17 protein-coding genes are annotated in these 23130 nt (G+C 74.9%); 5 read left to right on the top strand and 12 right to left on the bottom strand.

Features of this window, described 5'->3' with window-relative positions; translation table 11 throughout:
• On the bottom strand, positions 1–8568 hold the full coding sequence (locus AB0M29_RS19835; protein WP_365384194.1) for an amino acid adenylation domain-containing protein: 8568 nt from the start codon (positions 8566–8568) through the stop codon (positions 1–3).
• A gap of 14 nt (positions 8569–8582) precedes the next feature.
• On the bottom strand, positions 8583–9674 hold the full coding sequence (gene hppD, locus AB0M29_RS19830; protein ID WP_365384193.1) for a 4-hydroxyphenylpyruvate dioxygenase: 1092 nt from the start codon (positions 9672–9674) through the stop codon (positions 8583–8585).
• Positions 9675–10013: 339 nt separating this feature from the next.
• On the opposite strand from hppD, the gene AB0M29_RS19825 reads away from it, so the two are divergent.
• The 4 genes from AB0M29_RS19825 (at position 10014) to AB0M29_RS19810 (ending at position 13796) form a co-directional block, all read left to right on the top strand.
• Complete coding sequence (locus AB0M29_RS19825; protein WP_365384191.1) at positions 10014–10262, top strand: hypothetical protein; 249 nt, start codon at positions 10014–10016, stop codon at positions 10260–10262.
• Positions 10263–10337: 75 nt separating this feature from the next.
• A complete protein-coding gene (locus tag AB0M29_RS19820) occupies positions 10338–11174 on the top strand; it encodes an SURF1 family protein (protein WP_365384190.1) in 837 nt (278 codons plus the stop codon).
• Positions 11175–11243: 69 nt separating this feature from the next.
• Positions 11244–13031, top strand: coding sequence for a glycoside hydrolase family 15 protein (locus AB0M29_RS19815; RefSeq protein WP_365384188.1), 1788 nt, complete (start codon positions 11244–11246; stop codon positions 13029–13031).
• 3 nt (positions 13032–13034) lie between these two features.
• Complete coding sequence (locus AB0M29_RS19810; RefSeq protein WP_365384187.1) at positions 13035–13796, top strand: SDR family oxidoreductase; 762 nt, start codon at positions 13035–13037, stop codon at positions 13794–13796.
• Between the two features lie 21 nt (positions 13797–13817).
• Here AB0M29_RS19810 and amaP read toward each other — a convergent pair whose 3' ends face one another.
• From amaP to AB0M29_RS19785, 5 genes are all read right to left on the bottom strand, one after another.
• Entirely contained in the window at positions 13818–14414 is a 597-nt protein-coding gene (gene amaP / locus AB0M29_RS19805) for an alkaline shock response membrane anchor protein AmaP (RefSeq protein ID WP_365384185.1), read from the bottom strand.
• A 7-nt stretch (positions 14415–14421) separates the two neighbouring features.
• Positions 14422–15009: a DUF6286 domain-containing protein gene (locus AB0M29_RS19800; RefSeq protein WP_365384276.1), complete on the bottom strand. Its 588-nt coding sequence runs from the start codon at positions 15007–15009 to the stop codon at positions 14422–14424.
• A gap of 200 nt (positions 15010–15209) precedes the next feature.
• Positions 15210–15581 (bottom strand): Asp23/Gls24 family envelope stress response protein, encoded by a 372-nt coding sequence (locus AB0M29_RS19795; RefSeq protein WP_365384183.1) that lies wholly within the window; start codon positions 15579–15581, stop codon positions 15210–15212.
• The gene (locus AB0M29_RS19790) at positions 15581–15781 is read right to left on the bottom strand and encodes a hypothetical protein (protein ID WP_365384181.1); all 201 of its coding nucleotides are present in this window, start codon (positions 15779–15781) and stop codon (positions 15581–15583) included. The genes AB0M29_RS19795 and AB0M29_RS19790 overlap by 1 nt, the downstream gene beginning before the upstream one ends.
• 91 nt (positions 15782–15872) lie before the next feature.
• On the bottom strand, positions 15873–16376 hold the full coding sequence (locus tag AB0M29_RS19785; protein ID WP_365384179.1) for an Asp23/Gls24 family envelope stress response protein: 504 nt from the start codon (positions 16374–16376) through the stop codon (positions 15873–15875).
• 135 nt (positions 16377–16511) lie between these two features.
• Here AB0M29_RS19785 and AB0M29_RS19780 point away from each other — a divergent pair, with 135 nt between their 5' ends.
• A complete protein-coding gene (locus AB0M29_RS19780) occupies positions 16512–17312 on the top strand; it encodes a nucleopolyhedrovirus P10 family protein (RefSeq protein WP_365384177.1) in 801 nt (266 codons plus the stop codon).
• A gap of 10 nt (positions 17313–17322) precedes the next feature.
• Here the strand turns inward: AB0M29_RS19780 and AB0M29_RS19775 are convergent, their stop codons facing one another.
• From AB0M29_RS19775 to AB0M29_RS19755, 5 genes are all read right to left on the bottom strand, one after another.
• A complete protein-coding gene (locus AB0M29_RS19775; protein ID WP_365384175.1) occupies positions 17323–18114 on the bottom strand; it encodes an enoyl-CoA hydratase/isomerase family protein in 792 nt (263 codons plus the stop codon).
• Positions 18115–18202: 88 nt separating this feature from the next.
• Complete coding sequence (locus AB0M29_RS19770; RefSeq protein WP_365384173.1) at positions 18203–18424, bottom strand: helix-turn-helix domain-containing protein; 222 nt, start codon at positions 18422–18424, stop codon at positions 18203–18205.
• A gap of 353 nt (positions 18425–18777) precedes the next feature.
• Positions 18778–20376, bottom strand: a complete 1599-nt coding sequence (locus tag AB0M29_RS19765) for an ABC-F family ATP-binding cassette domain-containing protein (protein ID WP_365384171.1) — start codon at positions 20374–20376, stop codon at positions 18778–18780.
• Positions 20377–20562: 186 nt separating this feature from the next.
• Positions 20563–21933 carry a hypothetical protein gene (locus AB0M29_RS19760; RefSeq protein ID WP_365384169.1) on the bottom strand — a complete coding sequence of 457 codons (1371 nt, stop codon included), beginning with the start codon at positions 21931–21933 and terminating at the stop codon, positions 20563–20565.
• Positions 21934–21976: 43 nt separating this feature from the next.
• Positions 21977–23092: a prolyl oligopeptidase family serine peptidase gene (locus AB0M29_RS19755; RefSeq protein ID WP_365384167.1), complete on the bottom strand. Its 1116-nt coding sequence runs from the start codon at positions 23090–23092 to the stop codon at positions 21977–21979.
• Positions 23093–23130 lie beyond the last annotated feature (38 nt).

Below are 23130 nucleotides of genomic sequence, written 5' to 3'. Positions count from 1 at the left end.
TCAGTGCCCCTTTGCACTCTCTGCGTCCCCGTCGTGCTGGTCGTGCTCGGCGTGCTCGTGGTGCTCGTGGTGCTCGTCGCGCTCGTCGCGCTCGTCGTGCTGGCTGTGCTGGTCGGTGAACTCGACGATGGCGAGGCGCTCGACCTCGTGGGCGAAGTCGGCCAGCACGGGGTGTTCGAACAGGGCGCGCACCGGCACCCGCACCCCGAGGACCGCCGCGATCTGCGCGGTGACGCGCGTGGCGGACAGGGAGTGGCCGCCGAGCGCGAAGAAGTCGCCGCGGGCGCCGACGGGTTCGGTGGTCAGGACGTCGCTCCAGATCTTGGCGATCAGCTCGGCCACCGGTGAGTCGGGCGCCTCGTACCCGACGTCCACCGGGGCGGGCGCGGGCAGCCGTCCCCTGTCGACCTTGCCGGACGCCGACAGCGGCATCGCGTCGAGCTCGACCCAGCGGGTCGGGACCATGTAGTCGGGCAGCCGCGCGGCGGCGAAGGCCGCGACGTCCGCGATGCCCGCAGCCGATGCCGTGCCCGTATCCGCCCCGGCGCCCGCGTGCCCCGTACGCCACTGCACGTAGCCCACCAGGCTGTCCTCGCCGTCCCGGTGCACGGCGCTCACGGCGTTGGCCACCGCCGGGTGCTCCAGCAGGGCCGCCTCGACCTCGCCCAGTTCGACCCGGTAGCCGCGGATCTTCACCTGGTGGTCGCGCCGGCCGACGAACCGCAGCAGCCCGTCGGGCCGCAGCCACACGATGTCGCCGGTGCGGTAGCAGCGGCGGTCCCGGCCCGCGGCGAACGGGTCGGGGACGAAGACCTCGGCGGTCAGTTCGGGCAGGGCGCGGTAGCCGAGTGTCACCCCGGCGCCGCCGATCCACAGCTCGCCCGGGACGCCGGGCGGCGCCGGGCGGCCCGCGCCGTCCATCACATAGACGTGCTCGCCCGCGATCGGCCGCCCGATGGGCACCACGGCGCCCCCGGCGGTGTCCGCGGCGCCGACGCGGTGGATGACCGAGATGACGGTGTCCTCGGTGGGGCCGTAGAAGTTCCACAGCTCACGGCAGCGGTCCCTGACGTCCCGCGCGAGAGCGGGGTCGAGCGCCTCGCTCCCGGTCCATACGGTGAGGTCCGGGCGGCCCCGCCAGCCGGCGGCCAGCAGCATCTTCAGCGTGGTCGGGATGACGTGCAGGATCGTCGGCCGCTCCCGGTCCACCCGCCGGGCCAGCGCGTTGCCGTCGATCGCGGTGTCCCGTTCGACGACCGCGCAGCGGCCACCGGCGGCCAGCGGCACCCACATCTCCAGGCACGAGGCGTCGAAGACCAGCGGCGCGACGGCGAGCGTCGAGTCGTCCGGCCCGAAGCCGGGCCGCTCCCCGAGCGCGGCGGCGAGCGCGGCCAGCGTCCGATGGGTGACCTCCACACCCTTCGGCCGCCCCGTCGACCCCGAGGTGTACAGCACATACGCGAGCGCGTCCGGCCCGGCGGCCCGCGGCACGCCCGTGCCCCCGGCGGCCGCTGCTCCGGCGGTAGCGCCCCCGGCAGCCGCTTCTGCGGCCACCGCGTCCCCGGCGGCCGCGTCGAGGTCGACGACCTCCACGTCCGGGATCGCGTGTGCCGCGGCCAACGCGTCCAGGCCAGCAGCCCGCGGCACGCCCGCGTTCCCGGCAGCCGCGCGCCCGGCGCCTGCATCCCCGGCAGCCGCTGCTCCGGCGCTAGCGCCCCCGGCTGCCCCTTCTCCGGCAGCCGCGTCTCGGGCGCCCGCGCCCCCGACAGCCGCGTCGAGGTCGACGACCTCCACGCCCGGGATCGCGTGCGCCGCGGCGAGCGTCTCGCCGCGGGCCGCGACCACCCGGGCTCCGGCGTCCGCGGTGAGTGCGGCGAGCCGGGCCGTCGGGTGTTCGGGGTCGAGCGGCACGTACGCGGCTCCGGCCCGCCACACCGCGAGCAGCGCCGCGGGCAGGTACTCGTCGCGCGGCAGGCAGACCGCGACCAGGCGCTCCGGGCCCAGGTCCCGCGCGGACAGCAGGCGGGCGCCGTTGTCGGCGTACGCGGCCAGGGCGGAGTACGTCAGCGAGCCGCCGGGGCCGCTGGTGGCGACCGCGTCGGGGCGCCGCGCCGCGTGAGCGGTGATCGCGTCGGACACGGTCGGCGGGTGCGCGGGCAGTTCCGCGCCCCGGCCGGCGGCGAGCAGCGCGTCGCGTTCCGCGGCGGACATGACGTCGACCCGCGACAGCGGCGCGTCGAGCAGCTCCGGCAGCCGCTCCAGCAGGCCGACCAGCCAGCCGGCCCACCGCGCCACCTCCGGGGCGGCGAACAGGTCGGTGCGGAACAGCAGTTCACCGCTCAGACCGGCGCCGCCCTCGACGAGGACGAGGTCGAGCGAGAGGTCGGCGGGCGTCTGCGCCACCGGGGCCTCGACGGCCGTGACGCCTGTGCCCGGTCCCCAGCCGGTGTCGTCGTGCGGTCCGCTCTCGGTGAGCAGGTTGAACATGACCTGGTAGACGGGCCGGTTGGCCAGGCTCCGCGCCGGGGCCAGCGCCTCGACGACCCGCTCGAACGGTGTGTCCGCCCGGGCCAGCGCCTCGGTGACCTTCGCGTGGGAGCGGGCCAGCAGCCCGCGGACCGTGGGGTCGCCCGTCAGGTCGCCGCGCACCACGAGGGTGTTGACGAAGCAGCCGACCATGCCGTCCAGGTCCGCGTCACGGCGCAGCGAGTGCGGTACGCCGACGGGGATGTCGGCGGTGTCCGCGAGCCGTCCGAGGACGAGCTGCCAGGCGGTCAGCAGGACCGTGAACGGCGTGCAGCCGGTCTCGGCGGCGAGGCGGCGGACCGCGTCGGCGGCCGGTGCCGGGACGGTGACCGGCACGCTTCCGCACGACCAGTCGGCGACCGCGGGCCGGGGGGCGGCGGTGGGCAGGGCCAGGACCGCGTCGGTGCCCTCCAGCTCCCGGCGCCACCACCGTACGTCGGCGTCGGCCCCGGGCCCGGCCAGCACGGCGTTGTGCCAGTCGGCGAAGTCGGCGTACTGCAGCGCGGGCGGTGTCGGCCCCGGCAGGCCCTCGCACCGCGCCCGGTAGTGGGCCGCGAGGTCCGCGAGGATCGCCGGTTCGGAGTCGGCGTCGGTGGCGACGTGGTGCAGGGACAGCACCAGCGTGTGCCGGTCGGGGGCGAGGGTCAGCAGGTCGGCGCGGAGCGGCGGTTCGGCCGCGAGGTCGAAGGTCCGCAGGACGCGCTCGCGGACGGCGGCGTCCAGCTCCGCCTCGCCCACGGGCGTCTCGGTGACCGGCACGGCGTCGGCGGGGCCGGGTACGGCCACCGGTTCGCCGTCCTGCTCGGCGAACACGCTGCGCAGGACGTCGTGGGCCGCCGCCAGGTCGCGCACCGCCGCGAGCAGTGCCGCCGTGTCGAGCGGGCCGCGGAACTCCAGGACCAGCGGGACATGGTGGGTGGTGCTCTCCGGGTCGACCCGCCAGGCCAGCCACATCGCGCGCTGCGCGGCGGAGAGCCGCCGCGCCGCGCCGCGGTCGGCCGCCGGGGTGATCCCCGTACCGGCGTCGGGCGCGCCGCTGAGCGCGTCCACCGCCGTGGCGAAGTCGGCGAGCACCGGGCTGTCGAACAGTTCCCGGACGGTCACCCGTACGTCCAGTTCCCGCCGTATCCGGCCGACCACGCGGGTGGCGGCCAGTGAGTGGCCGCCGAGCGCGAAGAAGTCGTCGGTGCGCCCGACCCGTTCCCCGGTGCCGCTCGCGTCCGGCCAGATCGCCTCGGACCAGATCGCGGCGAGCAGCCGTTCGGTGGCGGTGGCGGGCTCGACCGTCTCCCGGGCGCCGCGCGGCGGTTCCGGCAGCGCGTTGCGGTCGATCTTGCCGCTGGTCAGGCGGGGCAGTTCGGGCATCAGCAGCCAGCGCCGCGGGACCATGTAGTCGGGCAGCCGCTCGGCCAGGAACGCCTCCAGCTGGGCGGGCGTCGTGGCGGTCGGGCAGACGTGGGCGGTGAGGTGGGCGGTGGCGCCGTGCCCCGCCACGCCGACCGCGGCGTGCTCGACGGCCGGGTGCTCGCGCAGCACGGCCTCGACCTCGCCGAGTTCGATGCGGTAGCCGCGCACCTTGACCTGGTGGTCCGTGCGGCCGACGAACTCGAGCTCGCCGTCCCCGCGCCACCGGGCCAGGTCGCCGGTGCGGTAGCAGCGGCCGTCGGGGCCCGCGACGAACGAACGGGCGGTGAGGTCGGGCCGGTTGCGGTAGCCGCGGGCGACCCCGGCGCCGCCGATCCACAGCTCGCCGACCGCGCCAGGCGGCGCGAGCCGTCCGGCGCCGTCGACCACGTACAGGCGTTCTCCGGCGATCGGCGGGCCGATGGGCACCGGCACGCCCTCGACGGTGTCGGCCTCGGTGACGACGTGCATGGTGGAGGTGATGGTGGCCTCGGTCGGGCCGTAGCCGTTCCAGAGCTGGCCCACGAGCGGCAGCAGCTGCCGGGCCAGCGCGGCGTCCATCGCCTCGCCGCCCGACACCACGCGCAGCCGCGGATCGCCCTGCCAGCCCGCGGCCAGCAGCATCCGCAGGCTGGTCGGGGTCAGCTCGGCGAGCGTGACCCCGCTGGCGGCGATACGGGCCGCCAGCGCGTGACCGTCGATCGCGACCGCGCGCTCGACGACCGCGCAGCCCCCGCCGACGGCCAGCGGCGGCCAGATCTCCTCGCCCGACGTGTCGAAGGTCAGCGGCGCCACGGCGAGCATCCCGTCGTCCGGACCCAGCCGGAGCAGCTCGCACCAGGCGGCCACCAGCGCGGCCAGGTTGCCGTGGGTGATCTCCACACCCTTGGGCCGACCCGTCGACCCCGAGGTGTACAGGACATACGCGAGATCGTCGGCGCCGGGCAGCCGCAGCCCGCCGCCCGCACCGCGCCCCTCCTCCCCGGCCGCCGGGGCGACCGACGCCAGATCGACGACCGGCACCGCAACCGCCCCCAGCGCCGCGGGCAGCTCGCCACCCGGCACCGGCACCGCGCCGCCCGCACCTCGCCCGTCCTCCCCGCCCGCCGGAGCGACCGACGCCAGGTCGACGACCGGCACCGCGGCGGACCCCAGCGCCGCGGGCAGCTCGCCGCGAATGGCGGCGAAGGTGATGCCGGCGTCCTCGATCAGTCCGGTGAGGCGGTCGGCGGGGCTCTCGGGGTCGAGTGGGACGTAGGCGGCGCCGGTGCGCCAGATCGCCAGGAGCCCCGCGGGCAGGTATTCGTCCCGCGGCAGGCAGGCGCCGACCAGGGTGCCCGGGCCGACGCCCGCCGCGGTGAGGGTCTGTGCGGCCGACTGAGACCAGTCGGCCAGTTCCGCGTAGGTCAGCGAGCCGGTGGCGCCGCGCGTCGCGACCGCGTCCGGGTGCCGTGCCGCGGCGGCGAGCACCGCCGCGGGGACGGTCTCCGGGTGTGGCGGCAGCGGTCCGCCGTCGCCCCAGGCGGCCAGTTCACGGCGTACGTCCTCGCCGAGCATGTCGAGGTCGACGACCCGGTCCTCCGGGCCACCGGCCATCGCGTCCAGCAGCGCGCCGAACCAGCCGGACCACATGGCCACCGTGCCCGCGTCGAACAGGTCGGCGCGGAAGGTGAGTTCGCCGCTCCAGTCGGCGCCGTGGTCGGCCAGGTCGAGGCTCAGGTCGAACATCGCGTCGCCGGTCGCGGGCTGGACGTACTCGGCCGCCAGGCCGTGCAGCCGGGGTGCCGGGGCCTCGTACAGGTTGAGCATGGTCTGGATCAGCGGGGTACCGGCGGCGGTGCGCTCCGGCCGCAGGCTGCGCACGATCTCCTCGTACGGGACCCCCGCGTGGTCGAACGCCTCGACCGCCGTCCGGTGCGCCCTGGCCAGCGCCTCGCGCACGGTCGGACCGCCGGACAGGTCGCCGCGCAGCACGACCGTGTTGACGAAGAACCCGACGACGCCGTCGAGTTCGGGCAGCGGGCGGCCGCCGTGCGGTACGCCGACGGGCACGTCCTCGACCGCGGCGAGCCGCCCCAGCAGGATCTGCCAGGCCACGAGCAGCACGGTGAAGGGGGTGCAGCCGGCCGCCGACGCGAGGTCGCGTATCCGCCGCATCCGGTCGGCGCCGACGGTGACGGGCACCCGCGCGGCGGTCCAGTCGGCGGCCGCGGGCCTCGGCCGGTCGGTGGGCAACGCCAGCAGCGCGGGCAGCCCGCTCAGCCGCTCCTCCCACCAGGCCAGGCCCGCACGGTCCGGTGCGCCCGACGCGAGCCGGGCCGCGTGGTCGGCGTAGTCCTGATACGTCAGCGCGACGTCCGGCAGCGCCCGGCCCGCGGCGACGCGGGCGGCGTACGCGACGGACAGCTCGTCCAGCAGCACCGCCTCGGAGCGCGCGTCCGTCGCGATGTGGTGGAACGTCCAGCACAGCACGTGGTCGTCGTCGCCGGCGCGGAACAGCCGTACGCGGCACGGCGGTTCGGCCGCGAGGGCGAAGGGCCGGGCCACCTCGGCGAGCACGGCCGCGTCCAGCTCGGACGGGGCGCACCGGACGGTGGTGACGGGCGCCGCCGAGGGCGGCAGGATCTCGGTCGCCGGCTCCCCCGCGTCGTCCACCACCACGCCGCGCAGCACCGGGTGACGGCTGATCAGCTCGCGCACGGCGTCCAGCAGCGCGTCCGCATCGAGCGCGCCGCGCAGCCGCAGCACGAGCGGCACCTGGTAGGCGGTGCTGCCGGGGTCCAGCTCCGCGGCGAACCACAGCCTGAGCTGGCCCGGGGTCATCGGCGTCCTGCTACCGGCTGCCAGCGCGGCGGACCGCGGGACGGCGGTGTCCTCCGGCGCCGCGGCGGGCTCGGCGACCAGCGCCGCCACGCGCGCGGTGAAGTCCGCCAGGCCCGGGTGGTCGAACAGCACGCGGACCGGCACCGCCCGGGAGAACCGCTCCCGCAGCCGGGCCGTGATCACGGTCGCGGCGAGCGAGTCGCCGCCCAGCGCGAAGAAGTCGTCCCCGGGGTCGGCCACCTCGGTCTGGAGGGCCTCGGACCAGAGCGCGGCGATCTCCCGCAGCAGCGGGTCCTCCTGCGCCGCGCCGCCCGCCCGCCGGACCGCCGACGGCGCGGTGTCCGGCAGCGCCCGTCGGTCCAGCTTGCCGGTCGCGGTGACCGCGAAGGAGCCGACCTCGACCCACCAGCGCGGCACCATGTAGTCGGGCAGCCGCTCGGCCAGGGACGCCTGGAGCCGCGCCAGATCGCCCCGCTCACCTTGATCGCGCCAGCGCACGTAGCCGACCAGCCGGGGCACCCGGTGCGCGGTGTCGACCGTGACGACGGCGTCGCGGACGGACGGCCCGGCCAGCACGGCGGCCTCGATCTCGCCCAGTTCGATGCGGTAGCCGCGGAACTTGACCTGCTGGTCGCGGCGCCCGACGAACTCCAGCGCCCCGTCCGCCCGGGTCCGTACATGGTCGCCGGTGCGGTAGCAGCGCCCGGCGGCGCCCGGCCCGGTGGCGAACGCGGCCGCGGTGAGGTCCGGCCGCCCCCGGTAGCCGCGGGCCACCCCGCCGCCGCCGATCCACAACTCGCCGACCGTGCCCGGCTCGACGGTGCGGCCGTCCTCGTCGCACACGTACACCGCACGGCCCGGCAGGGGCCGGCCGATGGGCAGCGAGGCGCCGTCGAGGTCCGCCTCGGTCACCCGGTACGCGGTGGTCGTGACGGTGGCCTCGGTGGGGCCGTAGGTGTTCCACAGCTCGCCGACCAGGGGCAGGATCCGCGCGGCCAGCGCCGGGTCCAGCACCTCGCCGCCGGAGACCATCCGGATCCCGGCGCCACCGGCCCATCCGGCGGCCAGCAGCATCCGCAGGCTGGTCGGGGTCAGTTCGACCACGCCGTCCCCGATGCCGTCGACGCACGCGGCCAGCGCGTGGCCGTCGGTCGCCCGCTCCCGCGGCACGATCGTCACCGGCGCGCCCAGCCGCAGCGGCGTCCAGATCTCCTCCACCGACGTGTCGAACTGGAGCGAGGCCGCGGCCAGCCAGCCCTGCTCCGGTCCCACGCCCAGCGTCGTGGCGACGGCGGACGTCAGCGAGGCGACGTTGCCGTGCGTCACCTCGACGCCCTTCGGGGCGCCGGTGGATCCGGAGGTGAACAGCACGTATGCCGCCGCCTCGGGGCCGGGTGCGGACCCGTCCCCGGCCGGGTACCCGTCCTCGGGCACCGCGTCGAGGTCGATGACGGAGACGCCCGTGATGGCCCGCGCCGCGTCCAGCGTGCCGCCCGCGGCGAGCACGAGCGTGGCACCGACCGACGCGGCCACCTCGGCGGACCGCGCCGCGGGGTGCTCCGGGTCCAGGGGCAGGTACGCGGCGTGCGCGCGCCAGACGCCGAGCAGCGCGGCGGGCAGCCGGCGGTCCCGGGGCAGGCAGACGCCCACGACCGAGCCCGCCCCGGCGCCCGCGGCGCGCAGCGCGCCGGCCACCGCCGCGGAGCGGCGGCCGAGGTCGGCGTAGGTGAGGTGTCCGCCGCCGTCCTTGACGGCCGTGGTGCCGGCCGCCCGGTCGGCGTGGCGGAGGATGTCCGTGACGAGCGACGAGGCCACAGGTCCGCCGCCCGTCAGTCGCCGCGGCGGGGGTCGGCGCCGGCGGCCCGGCGGGGCGGTTCGACGCTGTGGCCGCCCTCCCGCTCCACCGCCTCGTACAGCGCCTTGATGTTGCCGCTGCCGAAGGTGCGGGCGCCGCGGCGCTCGATGATCTCCAGGAAGAAGGTGCGCCGCGGCGGCTTCGCGGCCGCGAACAGCTGGAACAACTGGCCCGCGTGGTCCTCGTCCACCAGGATGTTCCCGGCCCGCAGCTGCTCCACCGAGTACGCGGACGGCGTGATCCGCTCCTCCAGGTGGGCGTAGTACGCCGCCGGGGTGGTGAGGAACTGCACGCCGCGTGCGGACAGCCACGCGACCGTGTCGGGTATGCCCTGCGTGGTGAAGGCGAGGTGCTGCACGCCGGCCCCGCAGTTGTTCTTCAGGAAGTCGTCGATCTGGCCGGGCTCGGCGCTGGTGTCGGGCTCGATGACGGTCAGGGTCACCTCGCCGGACGCGCTCTGGACGACCTGGGACAGCATCGCCTGGGCGCCCACCACGATGCGCTCCTCGAAGATGACCCGGAAGCCGAGCGCCGTGACGTAGTACGCCACGGTCCGCTCCAGTTCACCGGCCTCGACGCACACCGCGATGTGGTCGACCACGCCGAGCCGGTCGGCGCCGGGCCCGCCTTCCACGGGTGTGAAGCCGTCGGGCAGTTCGGTGCCGCCCGCGACGAAGCTGTGGACGACGTCACCGAACGCGACGACGGCCGGTCGCCCGGGTGTCCCGGCGGGGATCGCGCCGTCCCGTACCGCCTCGTCGTAGGCGGCGCGCGGGTCGGCGGTCCGCAGCGCGAGGTCCGCCACGCCGTCGCCGTGCGTGAGCACGAAGGACGAGGCCGGGTGGTCGTCGTCCAGGCCCTGGGTCAGGACCAGGGTGATCCGCCCGTGGCGCAGCGCCAGGGACTCGGCGTCGGCGGCGCCCCGGTCCGCCCCGGACGCCCGTCCGACCACCGTGAACCCGTACAGGTCCACGAACTCCTCGGCACTGCGCCGGGCGTCCGCCACGTACATCTCGACGTACTCCACGACGACATCGGCGCATGCTGCGCCCACAACCCCGTTCATCCCCCGTAGCCTCTCCGTCACCCATCACTGAGGACCGTCGACGACGGTGGAGAACGACAAGAGCGCAAGGCAGGCGGAGTACGCGGACCGCGCGGTCAACGCGGCCCAGCTCTCTACGCCGAAAAACCCCCGTGCGGGCCGAATGGCCCAATCCCCGTTACAACCCCCGTTGTCACCGGTCCCTGAGGAACCCACGGGCACACTGTCAAGCCCCGTCCCGCATGTCAAGAGTCGGCAGGTGGAGGCGGCGAGTCCGGCGGCGCCCCCATTCAGGTGACCTCGCGCCCGACTCGCCTTTCCAGCGTTGCCTCGCTCCGGCTCCGGTCGCAGCCTGGGCGCATGGCCCGATGTGAGGTTTGCGGAAACGACTACGTCATGAGCTTCGAGGTGCACGCCCAGGGGGCGGTGCACGTCTTCGACAGCTTCGAGTGCGCCATCCACCGCATGGCGCCGATCTGCGAGCACTGCAGGGTGCAGATCGTGGGGCACGGGGTGGAGGTCGAGGGCCGCTGGTTCTGCAGCGGGCACTGCGCGAAGGCCGAGGGCGGCGCGGGCATCGTGGACCGGGTCGGGGCCATTCCCTCGTGAGCCGTGGCGGGGCCGGGGGCGCCGCAGCCACCCCCTACCCACGGCCGCCGCGCGGCCGAGTTGTACCGTCGTGGGGTGTACCGCTTCCTCTGGTCCCGCCAATGGGTGATTCTCACCCTCCTCGGTCTGGTCATGATTCCGACGATGATCAGACTGGGTTTCTGGCAGCTCCATCGGCATGAGCACCGGGTGGCGAACAACAACATCATCGCGGCGAGCCTGCGGGCCACGCCGCTCCCGGTCGAGAAGGTGACCCACCCCGGCGCGGTCCTGCCGCACAGCGACCTGTACCGGGCGGTGACCGCCAAGGGCCACTACGACACGGCCCACGAGTTCGTCGCCCGGCAGCGCACCGCGGGGAACACCCAGACCGACGACCAGTCCGGCGGCCAGCAGATCGGCTACCACGTCATCACCCCGCTGGTGCTCGACGACGGCCGGGCGGTGCTGGTGAACCGCGGCTGGATCGCCCCGGGCGACGACCCGGCGGCGTTCCCGAAGATCCCCGCCCCGCCGTCCGGCGAGGTGACCGTCACCGGGCGGCTGCGCCCCGACGAGACCACCTCGGCCACCGGCATCCGCAACAAGCACGGCCTGCCCGAGCGCCAGGTGATGCTGATCAGCAGCGTGCTCGACGCCGAGGACGTACCGGCGCGGCTGGTCTCGGGGTACATGGAGCTGGTCTCCACCTCCCCGAAGCCCGCGGCGGGCCAGCCCGCGCTGATCCCCGAGCCCGACCACAGCAGCATCGGCCCGCACATGGCGTACGCGATCCAGTGGTGGCTGTTCACGCTCATGGTGCCGGTCGGCTGGATCGTGCTGTTCCGGCGCGAGCGGGCGGAGATCCTGGCGGCCAGGGCGCGTCCCGAGACCCCGCAGGAGCCGGAAGGCAGCGTTCCGGTAGCGGTCTGACACCCCGCCCGGCACGCTACGAAGAGGCACCGCGCAGCGGACCCGAGCAGAAGGCGGCGAGAGGGCACTGTGGCAGGACGTATCGAGGACTACGCGCTCATCGGCGATCTGCAGACCGCCGCGCTGGTGGGCAAGGACGGCTCCATCGACTGGCTGTGCCTGCCGCGCTTCGACTCCGCCGCCTGCTTCGCCGCGCTGCTGGGCGACGCGGACAACGGCCGCTGGCGGATCGCGCCGGTCGGCGCCGACGTCTGCTCCGCCCGGTCGTACCGCGGCGACACCCTGGTGCTGGACACCGTCTGGGAGACGCCCACCGGCTCCGTCCGGGTGACCGACCTGATGCCGCAGCGGGACAGGGCGCCCGATGTGATCAGGGTCGTCGAGGGGCTCTCCGGCAGCGTGGACATGCGCAGCGAGCTGTCGCTGCGCTTCGACTACGGCAGCGTCGTGCCCTGGGTGCGCCGTGTCGACGGCCACCGGGTGGCCATCGCGGGCCCGGACTCGGTCTGGCTGCGCAGCGTCCCGGCGATGCCGATGTACGGCAAGGACATGCGCACCTACGCGGACTTCACGGTCGCCGCGGGTGAGAAGACGGCCTTCGTCCTGACCTGGCACCCCTCGCACGAGAAGCGGCCGCGGCGCGTCGACCCGTACCAGGCGCTGGAGACCAGCCTGCAGGACTGGAACGAGTGGTCGGCGCAGTGCCGCTACGACGGCCCGTGGCGGTCGGCCGTGCTGCGCTCGCTGATCACCCTCAAGGCGCTCACCTACGCCCCCAGCGGCGGTATCGCGGCCGCCGCGACCACCTCGCTGCCCGAGGAGATCGGCGGGGTGCGCAACTGGGACTACCGCTACTGCTGGCTGCGCGACGCCGCGCTCACCCTGAACTCGCTGGTGGCGGGCGGCTACCTGCAGGAGGCCAACGCCTGGCGCGAGTGGCTGCTGCGGGCGGTCGCGGGCGACCCGGCCGACCTGCAGATCATGTACGGCATCGAGGGCGAGCGGCGGCTGACCGAGTACGAGGTGCCGTGGCTGCCCGGCTACGAGGGCTCCGCGCCGGTGCGGGTCGGCAACGGCGCCGCGGGCCAGTTGCAGCTCGACGTCTACGGCGAGGTGCTCGACTCGCTCTACCTGTCGCGGGAGGCGGGGCTGCCCGCCGAGACGCACGCCTGGAACCTGCAGCGCGCGCTGATGGACTTCCTGGAGTCCAACTGGCGTGAGCCCGACGAGGGGTTGTGGGAGGTGCGCGGCCCGCGCCGGCACTTCGTGCACTCCAAGGTGATGGCCTGGGTCGCCGCCGACCGCGCGGTGCGCACCGTGGAGGCCGACCCCAAGCTGCGCGGCGAGCCCGACCTCTGGCGGTCGATGCGCGCCCAGGTGCACGCGGAGGTCTGCGAGAAGGGCTACGACGCGGAGCGCAACACCTTCACGCAGTCGTACGGTTCGCGGGAGCTGGACGCGGCCACGCTGCTCATCCCGCAGGTGGGTTTCCTGCCGCCCGGCGACAAGCGGGTGATCGGCACGGTCGCCGCGGTCCGCGAGGAGCTGGACCACGGCGGCTTCTGCCGCCGCTACTCGCCGGAGGCCGGTGGGGTGGACGGGCTGCCCGGCAGTGAAGGGGCCTTCCTGGCCTGCTCGTTCTGGCTCACCGACGCGCTGCACGCGACCGGGCAGAAGGACGAGGCGGCCGCGCTGTTCGAGCGGCTGCTGGCGGTGCGCAACGACGTCGGGCTGCTCGCGGAGGAGTGGGACCCGGTGGCCGGGCGGCAACTGGGCAACTTCCCGCAGGCGTTCAGCCATGTCGGCCTGGTCAACAGCGCGCTCACCCTGTCCGGCGACCCGACGGCGCGGTGCTGAGCGATGGATCTCGGACTGCGGGACCGGGTGTACGTGCTGACCGGCGCGAGCCGCGGGCTGGGCTTCGCCGCGGCGCGTGAACTGGTCGCGGACGGCGCGAAGGTGGTGGTGTCCGGCCGCACCCCGGACAACGTCGCCGTGGCGGCGGCCGAACTCGGCGGCATCGAGCAGGCGTTGGGTGTGGTCGCGGACAACGGCGACCCCGAGTCGGCGCACCGGCTGCTGACCACCGCGCGGGAGCGGTTCGGGCGGCTGGACGGGGTGCTGATCAGCGTCGGCGGCCCGCCCGCGGGCAACGCCACCGAGATCACCGACGCGCAGTGGCAGTCGGGTTTCGAGACGGTCTTCCTCGGCGCGGTGCGGCTCGCGCGGGCCGCCGCGGCTGAGCTCGGCGAGGGCGGCGTCATCGGCTTCGTGCTCTCCGGCTCGGTCCGCGAGCCGATCCCCGGGCTCGCCGTCTCCAACGGCCTGCGCCCGGGTCTCGCGGGCTACGCCAAGGCCCTGGCGGCCGAACTCGGCCCGCGCGGCATCCGCGTGGTCGGCCTACTGCCGTCCCGGGTCGACACCGACCGGGTCCGCGAGCTTGACGCCCTGAGCGGCGACCCGGACGCCGCCCGCGCCCGGCACAGCGCCGCGATCCCGCTGCGCCGCTACGGCACCCCCGAGGAGTTCGGCCGCGCCGCCGCCTTCCTCCTCTCCCCCGCCGCCTCCTACCTCACCGGCGTCCTCCTCCCGGTGGACGGCGGCGCCCAGCACGGCATCTGAGGCAATCCGCCCGGAGGGCGGCTAGTTGACGCGGGACGCGCGGTGGCGGACGGCGCGGAGGCGGGCTTCGGCGGGGAGGCGGTCGAGGCCCGCGGAGGTGCGGGCACGGGCGAGGACGGCGGTGTCGAGGCCGGTGAGCACCTCGTCGGGGGTGGCGTGCGGGGCCAGGCCGAGGACCATCCGGGCCTCGGGGGTGCCGCGCTTGCCGGTGAGCAGGGCGCCCGCCCACTCCACGCCCTCGTACGCCTCGGCCTCCGAGGTCAGCACCTGCTCCAGCGCCCGGCCGCGCAGCAGCGCGCCCTGTCCGTCGCCGCTGTCGACCCTGATCTGCCGCAGCCGCCGGGTGCGGGCCTGGGCGAGCAGCCACCACAGCCCGCCGAGCATGAGGACGCCGAGCGCCGCGATGACCACCGGCCACCACCAGCCGTGCGCGCGGTAGCGGGTCCTGTCGTGCGCGGTCAGCAGGACGTCCTTGGGGCCGGTGAAGGGCCACCAGTGCGGCATGGTGAAGCCCCAGCGGCGCTGCAGGTCCAGGCCGCCGATGAGCACGGCCAGGCCGAGCGCCAGCAGGATCAGGCCGGTCAGCGCGAGCAGGACCCGGTTGAGTGTGGTGCGCATCGCCCGGTCACCCCTTCTTCTCGGCCCGCTGGAGGTGGACGCTGAGCTGCGGCTGCCGGGCCAGACCCAGCTGCCGTACGGCCTCCCCGAGCGCCGCCGTCAGGTCGCGGCGCACCTCGTCGAGTTCGCGGAAGTGCGAGGAGGCGCGGACCCCGATCCGGCGGCGGCCGACGGTGACCCGCGCCCAGCGGATGCCGGAGACCTCCATCGCCCGGTCGCGCAGCACCAGTTCGGCCGCGTGCCGGTCGAGTCCCGCCCGTACGCTCGCCGGGCTGCGCCGGGCCATCGGGAGCACCCCGCGCTCGCCGGGGGTGACGGCCAGCACGATCAGCCACACACCGAGTACCGCGGCGAGCGCGGCGCCGCCGATCACCCAGCCGTTGTCGAGGGGCCGGGTGGCCAACTCGTGGGCGAGCCGCTTCCGCCAGGCCATGGCCTCGCGGCCGGCGCGGACCGACGCCACGTCGTACAGGAACAGCCCCGAGACGCCGAGGACGACCGCGGCGGTGATCGCGGCGGGCACCCGGCGACTGGACCAGAACCGGCGCGCCTTCACCCCGCCGTGCTCGTCGGAGGTCAGCGCGTACGGCTCGATGGCGGGCGCTCCGGGCGCGGCGGCCACGTCGGTGTCCACCAGGGTGCGCTCGGGCTCGGGAACGCCCTCGGGACGCCCCGGTTCCGGGCGGCCGCCCGGTTCGGGCTTGCGCCACGGATCGGCGTCGCCGCCGCGCGCGCGGTCGTCCGCGCCGCCCGTGCCGCGCTCGCCGTCACCGTCGCCGGCGCTGTGGCCGTCGCTCACTGGACCCTCCCCTCGTCCTTGAGCCGGTCGGCCGCCGAGTGCAGCCGTTCGACCTCGACGGCGACCTCGGGCACGCCGAAGCCGGTCAACTCCTCCACCCGGGCGGCGACATGACGCCGTACCGAGCCGCAGACCGCGCCGATGTCGGTCGGGTAGCCGAGTTCGAGGGTGAGCCGCAGCCGGGCGGAGTCCTTGCGTACCGACACCGACGCGTGCGGGTCGCTGTCCCGCGGCACGAGCTCCGCCCCGGGGGCGTCGGCCAGCACCTCATCCGCCGCGCGGGCCGCGATCTTCGCCACCACCCGGTCGGCGATCCGGAGCGAGCCGCGGTCCGCGGCGGGGAGCTGGGCGGGGACCACTGTCCCCATCAGCGCCGCCGGTCGCGGTCACGGTCGCGGTCACGCGTGCGGAAGAAGTCGCCGGGTTCCAGGTCGCCGTCGAGGAACTTCCCGGCCACGAAACCGACCGCACCCAACGCGGCCACCAGCAGAAAGGCCGCGAACCCACCGAAATATCCGGCGAATCCGAGCGCCATTCCGACGGCCAGGCCGATCACCGCCATGCTCATCGTCCGCTCTCCGTCCCTTGGACCCTCACGGGCCGGACCCCCATGGTCCCGTTGCCCGACGACCCGCTACCCCCGCTTACCCGCGGGATGCCTACTGCACCCGCTGTTCGCGGTCGTCGTCGTCCTCCTCGTCGGGCAGCTTCACATCGCCGACGGCCACATTGACCTCGACGACCTCGAGCCCGGTCATCCGCTCCACGGCGGCGATCACGTTCTCGCGGACCGCGCGGGCCACCTCGACGATCGAGACGCCGTACTCGACGACGATGTCCAGGTCGAGTGCCGTCTGCACCTCGCCGACCTCGGCCTTCACGCCGCGCGTCACGGACTTGCTCGCGCCGGGCACCCGGTCGCGCACCGAGCCGAACGTACGGGCGAGGCCGGTGCCCATGGCGTGCACGCCGACCACGTCACGGGCGGCGAGGCCGGCGATCTTCTCCACCACCCCGTCGGCGATGGTCGTACGGCCGCGGGTGGCCGGATCGCCCAGCGCCTTGCGGCCGCCGCCCGCGTTGCCCTTCTCCAGAGTCCTGCCCTCGGACGGACCCGAGGATCCGTCGGGCTCCTGCCGGTTGTGCTGTGCGGTGTCGGTCATCGCGAGTCGTCCCTTCGGGTGGGCTGCTCTGTGCTCCACACTATGTGCGCATGCCCTTTCGCGCCGGGGGGATGCGGCCAGAGGGCACTGCCGACCCCCCGATCGAGTGGTCGGCCGGAGGAAGGCGGGAGCCGTATGACCATGGACCGACTGACCCGGACGGTTCGGGAGCAGGTCGCACTGGGACGGCTGCTCCCGCTGGGCGGCGCCACCGACGCGGCCTGGATCACCGAGAGCGCCGCCGTACGGGCGCTGGAGCGGGCGGCCGCGCTGGTCCCGGGGGTGCGGCTCGGCCCGGTGTCGCTCGCGCTGGCCGACCCGGGCGGCGACGGGGCGACGGACCTCCCCGCGGTGGCCCCGATCGGTGCGCTGCCGCACGTCCCGGTACGGATCGAGGCCGCCTTCGAGGCGTCCCCCGACGAGCCGCTGCCGCTGGCCGCCGACCGGCTGCGGGACGCGCTCTGGGACGCCGCGGAGGCCGGTGTCGGCATCGCCGTGGCCGCCGTCGACCTGCGGGTGACGGGTCTGCTGGACGGCGAGCGGGCCGCCGCCGCGGCGGACGGGGAAGCGGGCCCGGAGCCGGACGAGGCCCTGGATCCGGGCCCGGAAGCGCCCGGGCCCGGTCCGGGGGCGGCGGGCGGGGTGGCGGCCGTCGTCCGGACCGTCCCCGGCGTCGCGGGGCTCACCGGCCGGCTGGCCGGCCTCGGCTCCGGGGTGCGGGTCCAGGACACCGCGGCCCCCTCGCGGGCCGCCGAGGGCCCCGAAGGACCCGGCCCCGGCGCGTCCGGCCGCCGGGTCCAGGTGCAGATCGCGGTGGCGGCGGGCCACTCCCCGCTGGCCGTGGCCCGCGCCGTCACCGCCGTCGTCCTGGCCGTCGCCGCCCAGGACGCGCCCGGCCCGGTGACGACCGCGGTGGTGGTGACGGACGCGGGCTGACCGGCGGGGTCTACTCCCCCACGCCCGCCAGGTCGCGCAGCCGGCGGCCCTGGGCCGCGCGTTCGGCTGCCTGCTGCTCGGTGTCGGTGCGGGCGGCCGCCTCACGCAGCAGCGCCTTGGTCTCGTTGACCGCGTCGCGCGGCGGGGCGAGGAGGGCGGCGACCAGGTCCGTGACGGTCGCGTCGAGTTCCGCGGCGGGGACCACCAGGTTGGCCAGGCCGGTGCGCTCGGCCTCGTCGGCGCGCACGAAGCGGCCGGTGGCGCAGATCTCCAGCGCGCGGGCGTAGCCGACCAGGTCGACCAGCGGCTTGGTGCCGGTGAGGTCGGGGACCAGGCCCAGGCTGGTCTCGCGCATGGCGAACTGCACGTCGTCCGCGCAGACCCGCAGGTCACAGGCGAGGGCGAGCTGGAAGCCCGCGCCGATCGCATGACCCTGGACGGCGGCGACCGTGATCAGATCGGTGCGCCGCCACCAGGTGAACGCCTCCTGGTACGTGGCGATGGTCGCGTCGAGTTCCGCTTCCGAGCCACGCGCGAGGTCGAGGAACGACGGCTCGCCGTCGAAGCCCTCGGGCGTGAAGGCCTGCCGGTCGAGGCCCGCGGAGAAGGAGACCCCCTCACCACGGAGCACCACGACCCGTACCTGCCCCGGCAGCAGCCGGCCCGCCTCGCTCAGCGCACGCCACAGGGCGGGCGACTGGGCATTGCGGCGTGCCGCGTTGCACAGGGTGATGTGTGCGACGGAGTCGTCAATGGCAAGCCGGACTCCGTCACGTTCAAGCAGGATCTTGGCATCGGGCATCGGGCACCTCCGAGCGGACCGCGGACTGGATTACCGAAGAGTAACCATCCAGTCCGACCGCCGGGCCGCCGGGCCCACCCGCGGGGCCTCAGGCTGCGGCAGCCTTCTTGCCCCGTGTGGCACCGCCGCGACCGCGCAGGGTCACGCCGGACTCGCTGAGCATCCGGTGCACGAATCCGTAGGAGCGGCCGGTTTCCTCGGCCAGCGCCCGGATGCTCGCACCGGAGTCGTACTTCTTCTTCAGGTCCGCCGCGAGCTTCTCGCGCGCGGCGCCGGTCACCCGGCTGCCCTTCTTCAGAGTCTCGGCCACCCGTGCCTCCTCCAGGGAAGTGCGCTATGGACTCTCATGATCACCCCTAAGGGCGTTCCTGGCCACCCATTCGACAAGTTCCGTCACGGGACATTCGCCCAGGGAATGCCTGGATAGGGCGCCGAGAAGGGGCCGGGAGCGGCATTTCCACCCCGCGAATTCCGCGCGCCGAACTGCGGCCGGGGAATACTGGCAGGTCAGCAGCGGTTGGTAAGGGGTTAGCCGCCGTGACACCACTGGTCACCGCGCGTCCCGGCCGTACCGCGCCGGGGGCGCGCGCGGTACGAGCCGGACTCACACAGATGAAGGATCAACAGTGGGCCGAATGATCGAATCGGCATGATCACCACGGGTCAGGCCAGCGAGACCAGGTCCGCGTACTCCTGGCCCCACAGGTCCTCCACGCCGTCCGGCAGCAGGATGATCCGCTCCGGCTGGAGCGCCTCGACGGCGCCCTCGTCGTGGGTGACCAGCACGACGGCGCCGGTGAAGGTGTGCAGCGCGCCGAGGATCTCCTCGCGGCTGGCCGGGTCGAGGTTGTTGGTGGGCTCGTCGAGCAGCAGCACATTGGCGCTGGAGACGACGAGCGAGGCGAGCGCGAGCCGGGTCTTCTCGCCGCCGGAGAGCACTCCCGCGGGCTTGTCCACGTCGTCACCGGAGAAGAGGAACGAGCCGAGGATCTTGCGGATCTCGACCAGGTCGGTGTCCGGGGCGGCCGACCGCATGTTCTCCAGCACGGTGCGCTCCGGGTCGAGCGTCTCGTGCTCCTGGGCGTAGTAGCCCAGCTTCAGCCCGTGCCCGGGGGTCACCTCGCCGGTGTCGGCGGTCTCCACCCCGGCCAGCAGCCGCAGCAGCGTGGTCTTGCCCGCGCCGTTCAGACCGAGGATGACGACCCGGGAGCCGCGGTCGATCGCCAGGTCGACGTCGGTGAAGATCTCCAGCGAGCCGTACGACTTCGACAGCCCCGAGGCCATCAGCGGTGTCTTGCCGCACGGCGCCGGGTCGGGGAAGCGCAGCTTGGCGACCTTGTCGTTGACCCGGACCGCGTCCAGGCCGGACAGCAGCCGCTCGGCGCGGCGGGCCATGTTCTGCGCGGCGACCGTCTTGGTGGCCTTGGCACGCATCTTGTCGGCCTGCGAATTCAGGGCGGCGGCTTTCTTCTCCGCATTGGCCCGCTCGCGCTTGCGGCGCTTCTCGTCGGCCTCGCGCTGCTGCTGGTAGAGCTTCCAGCCCATGTTGTACACATCGATTTGCGACCGGTTCGCGTCGAGGTAGAACACCTTGTTCACGACCGTCTCGATGAGGGTGACATCGTGCGAGATCACGATGAATCCGCCCCGGTACGTCTTCAGGTAGTCGCGCAGCCAGGTGATGGAGTCGGCGTCGAGGTGGTTGGTCGGCTCGTCGAGCAGCAGGGTGTCGGCGTCGGAGAACAGGATCCTGGCCAGCTCCACGCGGCGCCGCTGGCCACCGGAGAGGGTGTGCAGCGGCTGGCCGAGGATGCGGTCGGGCAGGCCGAGCGCGGCGGCGATGGTGGCGGCCTCGGCCTCGGCGGCATATCCGCCCTTGGTGAGGAATTCGGTTTCCAGGCGCGCGTATTTCTTCATCGCGTTGTCGCGGGTGGCGCCCTTTCCGGTGGCCATCCGCTGCTCGTTCTCCCGCATCTTGCGCAGGACGGAGTCGAGGTCGCGGGCGGACAGGATCCGGTCGCGGGCCAGGGTGTCGAGGTCACCGGTGCGGGGGTCCTGCGGCAGGTAGCCGACCTCGCCGGAGCGGGTCACGCTGCCTGAGGCGGGCTGGCCCTCGCCTGCCAGCACCTTGGTGAGGGTGGTCTTCCCCGCTCCGTTGCGGCCGACCAGGCCGATGCGGTCGCCCTTGGCGACACGGAAGGAGGCGGAGTCGATGAGGACGCGGGCGCCGGCGCGCAGCTCAAGGCCGGTGGCAGTGATCACGGGAAAAGCTCCAGGGCATGACGGACGACAGGTCGGGGGCGTCGAGGTCGTACGCCGCGGCTAATCGAGGAGGGGAACTGCCATGCGGACAAGTCTACTGGCGCCCGGCAAACGGATTACCCCTCCCGCACCCCGGCCTCGCTCCCCGCCCCCGACCCGCTGCCCCGGCCCTGCCCCCGGCGACCGCTACGCCTCGCCGGTGTGCACCTGGAACGCGGCCCTGCGCATGGCCTTCGCCATCGCCGGGTCGGGGTGCGCGGCGGCCAGCGCGACCAGGACGTGGACGGTACGGGGGTGGCCGACGTTGCGCACCTCTTCGAGCAGCCCGGGGACGGAGCCCTGGACGGCGGTCTCCAGATGGCTGACCAGGAGGTGGTCCTCGCCGTGGTCGGCGACGGCCGCGGCGGTGTCCACCCACAGCCAGGTGGCCTCCTCGCGGGTCAGCAGGCCGGTCGCGGCGTCCGGGTCGTCGCCGTCGAGTTCGGCCAGCCACAGCACCACGTACGGGCGCAGCGTCGGCTCGGTGACGGCGGCCCGCACCGCGGGTTCCGCGGGGTCGCCGACCACCCGCAGCGCCTCGAAGGCGAGACCGCGCAGCAGGGCGTCGTCGCCGCGCGCGGTGTCGAGGAGTTCGGCGACGGCCAGCGCGACCGGGCGGGCGGCGAGCCAGGCGCGGTACTCGGCGCGGGCCGGTCCCGGGGACAGCCGGGCGCTGGCCCGCAGCATGGTCTCCGCGGACTGCTCCATGTGCCCGGCGGGTCCCTGCGCCGCCACGCAGATCTGCTCCAGCTTGACCCAGACCGCCCAGCTGCCCAGTGCGGTGAGGGTCACCTCGTCGGGGCGCAGCGGGTCGCGGGGGCGCAGCGCGCCGACCCGGACCGCCGCGTCCAGCGTCCAGTCGAGGAGCGCGGGCAGCGGGTCGCCCGCGCCGTCGGCGGGCGGCTCGTGGCGCTCGGTGCGCAGTTCCGCCACCCGCTGCCGGAGCAGGTCGAGCAGCGTGTCGACCGGCACCGGCTCGTTCGACAGGTGCAGGAACGACAGCAACTGCGGTGCCGCTTCCACGACTTCGGCCACCAGCGACGGATCGGGCGCCGCCGGGTCGCCGGGCAGGAAGGGGTGGGCCAGCGACCAGGCGTCGAAGAGCGCGACCCAGCCGCGCAGCACCGCGGTGTCGTCGGTGTCCCAGGCCCGCAGCCGCCAGCCGGGGCGGGCGGCGCCGCCGTGCAGTTCGATCAGCCCGGACAGCCGGGCGCGGTCCCAGGCGGTACGGATCTGCCGGCTGCTCAGGTCGAGCGCCGCGGCGGCCAGCGCCGCCTCGTCGTCGGGCAGTATGCCGGTCGGCCCCGCGGTGCCGGGGCCGGTGCCCGCCCAGCGCGCCAGCCGTACGGCGTCGGCGAGTTCGGCCCGGGCCAGCCGGGCGAGCTGGGGCAGCGGCGGCGTCCCCTCAGGGGGGCGCGGTGGCCTTGACCGGCGCGTCGTGGCGGTCCGGCGGGCGGCGGTCAGCGGCCGTCGGGGGACGAGGCGGAGCGGAGTGTCTCGCGGGCTACGGGACGTCACTGGAGCAGTCTCTCCGGTGAGCGCCCATATTCCCAAACGCGGGTCACATGAGCGGGGTCAGGAACCGCCGCAGGATCTCCTCGTACGGCTCGGGAGCGGCGTTCCACATCGCCGCGTGCGGCGCTCCGGGGACGGTGTGCAGGGACACCAGATCCGGTCGGCCGGCGGCGAGTTGGCGGCTCGCGGCGAACGGCGTGAGGGTGTCGTCGGGGCCGTGGAAGAGGAGCGTGGGGACGGTGATCCGGTGGGGCTCGGCGGCGGCCGCGACGCCGTTCGCGTGCAGTCCGGTGCGGCCCTGCGCGGCGCGTACCGCCAGCGGCATCAGCGGGGCCGGGAGGCCGTGCCACTCGGCGGCGGCGCGGACGGTGGACCGCCAGTCGAGCACCGGCGAGTCCAGCACCAGGCCGCAGATCCGGTGGCGTACCGGGGAGCCGGCCAGCGCGCGCAGCGCCATGGTGGCGCCGGTCGACCAGCCGTACAGCACGATCCGCTCGGCGCCGTAGTCCGCCGCGAAGCGCATCGCCGCGTCGAGGTCGCGCCACTCGGCGTCGCCGAGGTGGCTGATGCCGTCGGCGGACGAGGGGGCGCCGGGGTCGTTGCGGTAGGCGAGGGCGAGCTGGGTGAAGCGCTGGTCGTGCAGGAGTCTGAGCACGTTCAGGGCGTGCTCACGGGTGGCGCCCAGGCCGTGCACGGTGATGACCCAGGTGCGGCGGTCGCCGGGCACGTACCAGCCGGGCAGCGGGCCGAGCTCGCCGGGCACGTCGACCTCGGTGTACTCCAGGCCGAGTGCGGTGCCCGGGTCACCCGCGTACACCTGCGGCGTCATCCGCACCACGTCGCCGGGGGCCAGCACACCGCGCTGGACGTGCAGCAGTCTGCGAGTCACCGAGTAGGGCGTACGGTCCAGCAGCTCGCCGACGCCCGCGTGCACGCCGTCCCCGGTCAGGCCGTATATGCCGGGGCGGCCGGTCGAGGGGGTGCGGGTGAGGACGACACGGTCGCCGGTGACGGTGTGGACGGTGGCGGTGCTCTCCGGCACCGGGCCCCCGGGCGTCGGCCTGAGGGCGAAGCCGGAGCCGTACCGGCCCGCCGCCAGTGCGGCCGTACCGGCACCGATCACGGTGGTGGCCGTCACGGCCACCGCGGTTCGGATACGCATCACCTCCAGTGTGGGCCGGGGGCGGCGATGCGGCCAGA

It is taken from the genome of Streptomyces sp. NPDC051976 (assembly GCF_040680795.1).
Taxonomy (GTDB): domain Bacteria; phylum Actinomycetota; class Actinomycetes; order Streptomycetales; family Streptomycetaceae; genus Actinacidiphila.
Note: the sequence above shows the minus strand (reverse complement) of the source record. Positions and strands in the feature narration are given on the sequence as shown.